Here is a 10,403-nt window from a genome sequence, read left to right on the forward strand (position 1 = left end):
AAGCGGACGATACAAGCACGGCGATGCCCATCGTGCGACGCATGCTGGCCGAAGGCGTAACCCGTGCCTGGACGCTCGCAGAGCTTCACAAAACGCGCACTGAGGTTCAGCTCAAGCACGTATTGAACATGCTGGCGGTGGAGCTGGGTCATTTTGGCTGGGACGCTTGCAAGCCGGAACTTGATACGCGAGAGCCTGCCTTCATCGATCGATACCGCTTCGATGCGGGCGCTTTCGGTGACTACGAGAAGGTGTGGTTTGCCGGTGCCGACGCCGCGCGTGAATGGCAGCGCGAGCATGGCGGGTACATCGTGGAGTACGGCGACCAGGCGGTGGCGATACTCTGGCGCGAGTGAGGAGGCGCTTGAGAACGAGCTTGTGAACGAGCAACTCGCGCTGCCGGTTTGTGATCATGAACCGGCAGCGCGATGAAAGGGCAAGCCACGTTAAAGCAACTCCACTTCCTTCCAGTCCGCGTTAGAAAAAAAGCGGCTCAGCTCGCGCATGAGTTCATTGAGCGCGGCCATTTCTGGCTGCGTGATCTTGCGTACGTGCTGCGCTTGCGTCCAGTCGCCGTATAGCATGGCCACCGTCGTGCCATTCGCCTTCACGGGCAGCAGCACGAATGCGTGGGCATCGCCGAATGAAGGTTTGAACCAGCGCGGCAATCGCGCTTCAATCCGCGGATCGCGAGCATTTTCAATAAAAATCCCGACCGGGTTCGAGATCGCCAGATGGAACACGTCAGGCTCGAACGCCGCGGGAAACGTCAGCGACGGCAGCAGCGCTTCCACGCCCGCCCCCAATCCGAGCCGCGCGTGGAACTCATTGTTTGACTGGCGCACGAATACCACCGTGCGCGAAAACGCAAGCCCGGCCAGCACCGCTTCCGACGCCAGCGCAAGCACGGCGCTCAGCGCGTTCTTCGACGGCAGCGAGCGCAAGTCCTCAAGACCGGCCGCAATCCGCGCTTCCGCCGATAACCCCGCGCGCGCGATGGCATCCGCGTCTGCGCGCAGTTCCACAATCTCCCGCATGACGCCGTCGTTCGAGTCCTCGTTCGCGAGCGCAAGACTCATTGCGGCGAGCGTAGCGGCATCGGTCAGCAGCACACGGCTATAGCGGTTCGCGATATCCACCAGCGACGACTCGCGATGTGTCTCGTCGACATGCTGCGCGGTGAGCGCATCGGCGACTTCGGTGGAATAGTTGGTGACGGCCTGCAGCCAGCGCACATGGCGCGGCGTTTTTTCATCGATCGGGGCGAGCGGGTCGCGGGTCAGCATCCCGGTGCGGATGGTCTCCGGCAGACGCCAGCGGTCCGCGGCCTCCATGCCGATTTCCTCGAAGGTGACGCCGAGCAACGTGCTGCACGCGAGGCTGTCGCTGATCTGCTCGGCCGTAGCCTTGCGGCGCAACTGATCCCATTCGGTCTCGAGATAGAACGCCACCAGCAGCTTGCCGATCTGACGCATCAGCGTGCAAACCACCGCTTCTTCCGAGGCCCGGAACTCGCTGTGCTCGGTCACTTGCCGCGCAACCGTGCCGGACAGCAGCGTGCGGTTGAGTTCGAGCTTGGCGTCGATGCGTCGCGGCGCGCTTTGATGAAAGTGATCGACCAGTTTCAGCCCGACCACCAGATGGCCGACCGCGTCCATCCCGAGCACCATCAACGCGCGCGTCACGGTGGTGATGTTGCCGCCGAACGAGATGTACATCGCGGAGTTGGCGAGGCGCAACACCTTCTGCGTGAGGCCGAAGTCGGACAGAACGACCTGGACCAGGGCTGTAAAGTCCAGGTCGTCGTCGCTCATTGCGGACACGGTGGTGCGCAGAGCCTGCGAGAGCATCGGAAAGTCTCCGCGCTCGCTCATGCGGCCCCACAGCTTGTCCAGTAATTCGGCTTTGGAATTGCTTGCCATGCGATTGGTGTGAATGCCTTACACGTTCCCGACCGGGTGCCCGGAACGGCTTGAATCGTCGACCTGGGTCGAAGTGTAACGCGCGGAAAAAAGCCCGCTTAAATCCTGCATAAACCCTATAACGGCGCGCTCACACGGAAGCTTTACAGCAGATCATTAATGAAACGCTGTAATAGCTCCGGATCTTGGGTCCTGCCGACGCAAAAACGTGACGGTATCTTATAAAGGCGCCTGGAGAAAGAGCGTTTTATCCTGAAAGCAACGCATCAGGTCGCCGGCGGGCAGCGCTTTGCTGATCAGCCATCCCTGGATCTGGTCACAGCCCATCTCGATCAACAGTTCACGCTGCGCCTCTGTCTCCACGCCTTCCGCCACGAGTTCGAGCCCCAGCGATTTTGCCAGGCCCACGACTGCGGCCACAATGGCCTGGTTGTTGCGCGAGGTCAGCAGGTTTTCGATGAAGCTGCGATCGATCTTCAACTTCGAAAGCGGGAAGCGCTGCAGATAGGACAAGCTGGAATAGCCGGTACCGAAGTCATCTACAGCGAACGCAATGCCAAGCGCCGTCAGCGCTTCGAGCAAGCGGGTTGCTTCTTCCGGATCATGCATCAGCAGGCTTTCCGTGATTTCGAACACGAGCCGACGTGGATCGAGACCTGTCAGTTGCAGCGCGTCTTTCACGTTCTGCGTAAAACGCTTGTCGCGGAATTGTTGCGGCGAGACGTTCACTGAAACGTAGTCCAGCACGAAACCTTCGCTGTCCCACTGCACCAATTGCATGCACGCGGCCTTGAGCACCCAGTTGCCAAGATAGTTGATCAGGCCGATCGATTCCGCGAGCGGAATGAAAGCTGCCGGGGGGACAAGGCCGTGCACCGGATGGTGCCAGCGGATCAGCGCCTCCACGCCGACCACGCCGCCGCCGCGGCTTTCGGTGATCGGCTGGAAGTGCAGCGAAAACTCGCCGTTGCGCACGCCTTCGTAAAGATCGGCTTCCAGGTTCAATCGCGCGGCGTTGCGGGGGTCGTCGTCAGGAACGTGGAACACGACGATATTGCCGCCCGACGTTTTCGCCTGAGCCAGTCCATGGTCGGCCATGCGCAGCAGGCTGCCGCTCTCTTGCTCGACTTCGTCGGGGAAGATGGCCGCTCCTATGCTCGCCGATAAATGCGTATGTTGTCCGCGGTACCGGTAGGGCTGCGCAATCGCGCTCAATACGCGCCGCGCGACATCCTCGGCAGCCGTGGCTGCCTCGGCCGAGGTGCCGGCCGAGAGCAGCACGGCGAATTCGTCACTGCCCACCCGCGCCACATGCTCGCCGGCACGTGCTGCGTGCTGGATGCGGCGCGCGGTCTCACGCAGCATGTCGTCGCCTGCGTCGTACCCCAGTGCGCGGTTGATGCGCTGGAAGTCGTCGATATCCACCAGCAGCAGCGCTGCATGCGTGCCCGTGTGAACCGCCTCGGCCTGGGCGGCATCAATCGCGCTTTTCAGCGCTGTCAGGTTCTCGAGGCCGGTCAGCGAATCGTGATGCAGCGTGTGCTGCAGCGCGGTTTCGCGGTCGCGCCAGTGCGAAACCTCAAACGCGGCGAGCGCGAAGCCGGCCAGATCTGGCGCGTGCGTGGCGAGGATCCGCAGTTCGACGAGGATCGGCGTGGTGAGGGATTTCAGCAGATGCAGCGTCGCGGTCTCCAGCTTGCCGCTTTGTTGCGCGCGCGCGACGAGCGCATCGAGTTCATCTATTTCGTGCGAGGGCACGAGCTCATGCAACGTGAGCGAGTTCAGGTAGTCGCGGTGATAACCCAGGAACTCGATGCTCCCCGCCGACACATAGCAAAACCGCAGTGACGCATCCACTTGCGCCACGAAGTCGACGACAGCGAGGGTGGCTTCCGTGGCGACGCTTGGGGTGGGCTCAACTTCATTCACCGCGGCCGGATGCAATAGATGAAGCGGCGCGGACGAAGCCGAAACCGGGACGATCCGTCCTGTTTTAGTCCCTCGTGCACCGTGCGGCACCGACCCGGGGAGGGCGAGCGGCCGTGGCCGAGGGTCACGGCTACCTGTGGCCAGCATGGGCGCGGGCGTGGCTTCCACTGTGGCGAACCTGACCATGCAGCTTGGCAACGCGGTTGCGATCAACGTCCTGACAGTTGCGCAAACGGCGGCGCTGGTTTGGCCGGCTAGGGCGATCCATGCATTCAAGCGCTGGGCGGTGATCCGTTTTACTGACATGTTTCGGTTATAGCCTGTCTGATTGCACGCCGGGCCGATAGGGGCGCGGCGCACGCTGTCCGGCCAGCGCGCTCTCATCGGGCATCGGCTGTTGATGGTCCGGTGATGCGGGCGGGAGCCACCGTAATATCCGGTAACCGCGACTCGGACGCGTTCTTTGCAAGTTAACGGTTATGTCCCGAAATTCTTTAGAGGAATAGCGGAGCGCCCGCGAGCCACGGCCCCGGCGGGTTTCACGCAATTTGTCGACATCACGATTTGGGGTAGAGTGCGGCTTGATGGTTACGAAACCTGAACCGGTCAGCGGGTCCGCCAAGCGCGGTGTTGAGCTATGGTCTGGCTGCTGTCCGGGCGTTGATCGCGCTGATTGCGCTCTTGTGTCGCTCTTTTGTGTTTGTAAGCTGGATATTGAAGCTGAATCCTTGAACTAGCCCTTAAGCCAACCTCTCAAGCTAACCCGCTGTCTGGTCGTCATTCAGTCAACATCGTCCCATTGCTGCACGCCATGATCGTGTCCCCAAGCCGATTGCCGGAGCTGGCCCTGAAGCCAGGCATATTGAACGCCCTGAACGCACGCACTGCGATGTGCGAGGTGTCGGCGACGGCCTCCCATTGCATTGAGCCTGCGATCGCGCATGAACGCAGCCGGTCCATTCATGCCGCCGGTTGATCGGAACCGGACCCGGCGCGCCGCGCACAATGCCGTGGACGCTCCCGTGGCGAAGACTGCGGCCAAGCTTGCCGCGCCCGTTCTTCGCGAGCCGGAAAGCGTCTATCTCGGCCGCCAGCCGATCATCGATTGCAACGGTGCGCTGCACGCGTACGAACTGCTTTTTCGCGACGGTCCGGACAATCGCGCGCGCATTTTCGACGATGTGCAGGCCACTGCCCATGTCGTCGCGCGAACGGTCGGCGAGATCGGTTTGTCGGCGGTGCTTGGCGATCACCGCGGTTATGTCAACATGAACCGCGACCTGCTGTTCGACGACATCGTCCACATCATGCCGCCCGAGCGTTTCGTGCTCGAGATTCTGGAAACCGTCACCTTCGACGCCAAGCTTTTCAAGCGCTGCGCCCAGTTACGCGCGGCCGGTTTCCAGTTCGCTCTCGACGACGTCGTGTCGCTCACCGACCCCTTGCATGAGGCGTTGCCTTACGTGGATTACGTGAAGGTCGACTTCCTTGCTACCCAGCGCGACGAACTGCCTGAACTCGCGGCCACGCTCAAGCAACATGGCAAGACGCTGATCGCAGAAAAGATCGAGACGTATCAGGATTTCGAAGCAGCCCGCAAGCTTGGCTTTGATCTTTTTCAGGGGTACTTTTTCGCCCGTCCGCAAGTGCTTGTCACGCGCCGCTCGAATCCGTCGCGTACGGCATTGCTGCGTCTTCTGGGTGTGTTGTCGGGGGAGCCTGATATCAGCGAACTCGAGGCCGAGTTGAAGCTCAATCCGAATGTGGTCGTGCAGTTGCTGCGGCTGGCCAATTCGAGCGCGTTCAAACTGAGCCGGCCGGTGTCGTCGTTGCGCGAGGCCATTGCCGCGACCGGCACGCGGCAGATTTCGCGCTGGACCCAGTTGCTGCTCTACGCCGATGGCCGCCATTTGCCGTGGCGTTCGGATCCGCTGGTGCAACTGGTCGGGACCCGCGCGCGTTTCATGGAACTGGCGGCGCGGGTCATGTGGCCATCGAGTGAGGAATTCGCCGATGCCGCCTTCATGACCGGCATCTTTTCGCTCGTGCACGTGGTGGTCGATTTACCACCGGCCGAGATCATGGATTTGCTGAAGTTATCGAAAGAAATGGGGGCTGCGATCGTCGATGGCCAAGGTCCGCTCGGTGCATTATTGCGACTCTCTCAGGCGACGGAAAGAGGCGATGCGCCGGAGCTCGATCCAAGCATCGGTTCAAGCGTGGATTTCAAGGTGTTGACGCCGGCCGTGCTCGCCGACCTGCAGTTCGAGGCGGCTACGTGGTTTGGTGCGCATCGGGTTGAGTAGGGTTTGCAGGTATTACGTTTGCTGCGTTTTTTACGGTTTCTTACGTGAGCGGAGCGGTTCCGTTGTTCGTCCTGTCGTGCGCGGGTCACGAAAATAGAGGAGTCTCATGAAGCGAAAGTTTGCTGGGAGAATGCTGGGAGCGTCGCTGGGCGCCGCTCTGGCGGTGTACGCACTGGTGGCTTATGCAACCCTGAAGCCCGGCGATCACGCGCCGGTGTTTACCGCGCAGGCGTCGCTTGGCGGCAACGTGTACGACTACTCGCTCGCGAGCGAATTGAAGAAGGGGCCCGTGGTCCTGTATTTTTATCCGGCTGCGTTCACGAAGGGTTGCACGATCGAGGCGCATGAGTTTGCTGATGCCGTCGATGAATACAAGGCTCTGGGTGCGACGGTGATTGGTGTATCGCACGACAACATTGACACGTTGAAGAAGTTTTCGGTGAGCGAATGCCGGAGTAAATTCCCGGTCGCCGCCGACGGCGACGCGAAGATCATCAAGCAATACGATGCAACCATGCCGCTGGTCAGTTCCATGGCTAATCGCGTGTCCTACGTGATCGCGCCGGACGGTACCGTGATCTATGAATATACGAGCCTGTCGCCGGACAAGCATGTGGCGAACACGCTGCAGGCGCTGAAAGACTGGAACGAGAAGCATAAGACCCAATAACATGACCCGCCCTGTAAGGTTTTGATCGATGCCGATTATTGTTGCGCTCGTTGTCCTGGTTGCCGTGATCTACGGTGCGTTTTGGTCGTTTCACGCGTTATCGGCGGCGTTCGGTGTGAGTGTTGCGGTTGGTGCTGCGGTAATCGCGGCGCTGGTGGTGGTGAGCATTGCTGTGTATTTTTGGCTGCGATGGAAGGAAGTCGCACCGAATGTTCACGATGGCGACTGGACGCACGAACTCAAGCGGGATTGGGGCGGCGTGCGGCTCGCGGCGGCCAAGCGTTTGTGCGAGGTGCGGGTAGGCGGCCAGGTCGGCATGTATATTTTTGCGGACCTGCATGGAGCGCGGATGGAACCGGGCGCGCCGGGTGGGTCGGGAGCGGCGAGCGTCTGGCAAGTCGCGCTGAACGTGAAGGATACGACGCAGCCACGCTGGAACCTGCCCATGCAGGACCGGCGCGAGGCGCACAAGTGGAGCCGGATTTTGGAGAAGGCCGCGGCTCAGACTTTGTGACAGGTTTCGTTCGAGCCAGCGTCTAATAAGTCCAGATACGGCGCTTGGCCGTGTCCGGACTTATTCACTGCCGGGAGCGCGCTACATGTGATACCCCATGTCGCCCCGTACCTTGCCGCGAAATACCCAATACGACCACACCACATAAAGCACGATAACGGGTAGCAGGAACATCGTCCCGATCAGCAGGAACTGCTGCGAGAGCGGCGTCGTGGACGCATCCCACAACGTCACCGAAGGTGGCGCGATAAAAGGCCAAAGACTGATCACAAGTCCTGTGAAGGCCAGGAAGAACAAACCGATCGAGCACATGAACGGGACCACTTCCTTGCGTTTCTCGAGCGCCGACCACAATGTCCAGATCAGCAGCGCCGTCAGCACCGGCACCGGCGCGAACACAAAGCTGTTCGGAAAACTGAACCAGCGTGCCGATATACGCGCGTCCTTCAGCGGCGTCCAGATACTGATCAGCAAGATAAACGCGACCACTCCGAACAGCACCTTCTTGGCCATGCCACGCGCCCATTCCTGCAACTCGCCTTCCGTCTTGAGCACGAGCCAGGTCGTGCCCTGCAGTGCATAACCGAAAATCAACCCGACACCCGTCAGCAGCGGAAACGGCGCAAACCAGTCCCAGCTTGTACCGGCAAACACGCGTCCGTGAATGGGAAAGCCCTGCATGAACATGCCGAGCACAACGCCCTGCGAGAACGTTGCGACCAGTGAACCGTACCCGAACGCGCTGTCCCAGATCCACTTGCGCGCGCCAACCACTTCGCGGAATTCAAACGCCACGCCGCGAAAGATCAAGCCGAGCAGCATCAGCAGGATGGGGAAATAGACCGCCGGAACGATGATCGCGAACGCGAGCGGGAAGACCGCGAGCAAGCCACCGCCGCCCAGGATCAGCCAGGTTTCATTGAAGTCCCAGACGGGAGCGACCGAGTTGATCATCAGTTGGCGTTCAACGGGGTCTCGACGCATCAGGAATACCATGCCCACGCCGAGATCGAAGCCGTCGAGCAGCACGTACATGAATACCGCGAGCGCGAGGATGGCGGCCCACATCGGTACGAGGTCGAGCATCATGATCTCCTGGAAGGGGGAACGACGTCGTCCGCGCCGACGGATTTGACCGCGCTCGCGCCGCCCGATGAACCAGCGGACGCGCTAGCCGATGCCGCCGATAACGGCCGCGCCGCGCGCGTTTCCGGTTGCAGGAGGTCGTTGTCGGTATCGACGTGTTCGTCGGCGGGACCGATCCGCACGAGGCGCCGCAGCAGGATGAAGCCCGAGCCGAAGATGACGATATACGCGAGCACATAGAGCAGCCACGAGAGCCCGACATCGCCGGCTGTCAGCGACGGCGTGACTGAGTCCTTGGTGCGCATCAGTCCATACACGGTCCACGGCTGTCGACCGGCTTCGGTCGTCGTCCACCCCGCCAGCACGGCGATAAACCCGAGCGGCATGCCATACGTGGCGCAACGCAGCCAGCGCGTGCTGGTCTCGAGCTTGCCGCGCGCGAACAGCACAATGCCCGAGAGCACCAGCGCGAACATGAGCAACGCGATACCGACCATGATCCGGAACGCGAAGAACACGACCGCCACGTTCGGCCTGTCCTCACGCGGGAAGTCTTTCAGGCCGCGCACCGTGCCGTTCAGACTGTGCGTGAGGTAGATGCTGCCGAGCACCGGTATCGAAATTTCGAAATCGTTGCGCTCGTTGGCCTGGTCGGGAATCGCGAAGATGGCGGCGGGCGCGGGCGAACTGGTGTCCCACAGGCCTTCCATTGCGGCGACCTTGACCGGCTGATGTTCGAGCGTGTTAAGACCGTGCGCATCGCCGATAACCATCTGCACCGGCACCATGATCACCAGAAAGATCAGCGCCATCTTGGTCATTACGCGGCTTTCCTCGAGCGCGCGACGCTGCCGCAAATAAAGCGCGCCTACGCCAAGAATCACGAACGCGGCCGTCACCAGGAAGGCGCTGACCGTATGGCCGAGTCGGTAAGGGAAGGAGGGCGTAAAGATGGCGTCGAAGAAGCTCGTGACTTCGAAGCGGCCGTCGGGAAGGATCTTGTAGCCGGCCGGTGTCTGCATCCAGCTATTCACCGCGAGAATCCAGAACGACGAGATCACCGTCCCCGACGCGACGAAAACCGCGGCCAGCACGTGCGCCCATTGCGGTACGAGCTTGCGCCCGAACAGCAGGACGCCGAGGAACGCCGCTTCGAGAAAGAACGCGGTCAGCACCTCGTAACCCATGAGCGGGCCAATCACGCTGGCGGTGGCATCCGTGAACCGGCTCCAGTTGGTGCCGAACTGGAACGGCATCACGATTCCCGACACCACGCCCATGCCGAATGAAACCGCGAATATTTTCAGCCAGAACGCAGAAAGCCGCCTGTACACGTCCCGTTTGGTGATCCACCAGAGCAGTTCCAGCGTCGCGATAAAACACGATAACCCGACCGTGAAGGCCGGTAACAGGATGTGAAACGCAATTACCCAGGCAAACTGGAAACGCGAAAGCAAAACGGCATCTAACTCCATGAACACTCCCGGTGAGAAGTTTCAAATGGGTTGATTCTGCGGCGCGCCGTCCGCGTCCAGACGCGCGAATCCAGCACTGTGGGCGCTGTGTCGTGCCTGATCGCGGCCGTGTTTCACGCATCGACCGCTGCGTACTGGTTTAGATTAAAGCAGGTTTTGGTGAAAGGACATTCCTATTTCATGTTGTCATTCGATGATGCATTCACCGCTCTAACGGATTAACGCAGGCATAAAGGCGTTCGCGGCAAGGCTGCTGCGGGTTATTTCAGCTTTTCGTACTTCTTATATCCTGACGTAAAAAGCGGTGTAACACGGGCCGATACCGGTGCCAATGCCGGTAATTGTCGGGTGGCCGGCGAGCGACTCATTCGTCATATCAGTATAATTACGCTCCTATTACATGCCGCATGGACGACCCTGCGCGCTTCTGAACACATCGGGGACGACCCCGTTTTAGACGGGAGTTTCCATGTCGTGGTTTCTGTTGCTAATCGCCGGCGT

The 10,403-nt window shown here is 60.7% G+C and carries 8 protein-coding genes; 4 read left to right on the forward strand and 4 right to left on the reverse strand.

Annotation, left to right across the window (positions count from 1 at the left end):
* Positions 1 to 356, forward strand: a 356-nt coding sequence (locus tag JWR14_RS27020; RefSeq protein ID WP_299714780.1) for a hypothetical protein, incomplete at its 5' end; no start/stop codon positions are given.
* Positions 357 to 446: 90 nt separating this feature from the next.
* Here the strand turns inward: JWR14_RS27020 and JWR14_RS27025 are convergent.
* Both JWR14_RS27025 and JWR14_RS27030 read right to left on the reverse strand, forming a co-directional pair.
* On the reverse strand, positions 447 to 1,922 hold the full coding sequence (locus JWR14_RS27025) for an HDOD domain-containing protein (RefSeq protein WP_299714783.1): 1,476 nt from the start codon (positions 1,920 to 1,922) through the stop codon (positions 447 to 449).
* Between the two features lie 219 nt (positions 1,923 to 2,141).
* A complete protein-coding gene (locus JWR14_RS27030) occupies positions 2,142 to 4,157 on the reverse strand; it encodes a bifunctional diguanylate cyclase/phosphodiesterase (RefSeq protein WP_299714786.1) in 2,016 nt (671 codons plus the stop codon).
* Between the two features lie 635 nt (positions 4,158 to 4,792).
* Between JWR14_RS27030 and JWR14_RS27035 the strand changes: the two genes are divergently transcribed.
* From JWR14_RS27035 to JWR14_RS27045, 3 genes are all read left to right on the forward strand, one after another.
* Positions 4,793 to 6,157, forward strand: coding sequence for an EAL domain-containing protein (locus tag JWR14_RS27035; protein ID WP_299714789.1), 1,365 nt, complete (start codon positions 4,793 to 4,795; stop codon positions 6,155 to 6,157).
* A gap of 106 nt (positions 6,158 to 6,263) precedes the next feature.
* Positions 6,264 to 6,827 carry a peroxiredoxin gene (locus JWR14_RS27040; RefSeq protein ID WP_299714792.1) on the forward strand — a complete coding sequence of 188 codons (564 nt, stop codon included), beginning with the start codon at positions 6,264 to 6,266 and terminating at the stop codon, positions 6,825 to 6,827.
* A gap of 28 nt (positions 6,828 to 6,855) precedes the next feature.
* On the forward strand, positions 6,856 to 7,341 hold the full coding sequence (locus JWR14_RS27045; protein WP_299714794.1) for a hypothetical protein: 486 nt from the start codon (positions 6,856 to 6,858) through the stop codon (positions 7,339 to 7,341).
* A gap of 81 nt (positions 7,342 to 7,422) precedes the next feature.
* Here the strand turns inward: JWR14_RS27045 and cydB are convergent, their stop codons facing one another.
* A complete protein-coding gene (cydB, locus tag JWR14_RS27050) occupies positions 7,423 to 8,430 on the reverse strand; it encodes a cytochrome d ubiquinol oxidase subunit II (RefSeq protein ID WP_299714797.1) in 1,008 nt (335 codons plus the stop codon).
* A complete protein-coding gene (locus tag JWR14_RS27055; RefSeq protein ID WP_299714800.1) occupies positions 8,427 to 9,902 on the reverse strand; it encodes a cytochrome ubiquinol oxidase subunit I in 1,476 nt (491 codons plus the stop codon). The genes cydB and JWR14_RS27055 overlap by 4 nt, the downstream gene beginning before the upstream one ends.
* Positions 9,903 to 10,403: the final 501 nt, after the last annotated feature.

The organism is Caballeronia sp., from assembly GCF_028292365.1.
GTDB lineage: Bacteria > Pseudomonadota > Gammaproteobacteria > Burkholderiales > Burkholderiaceae > Caballeronia.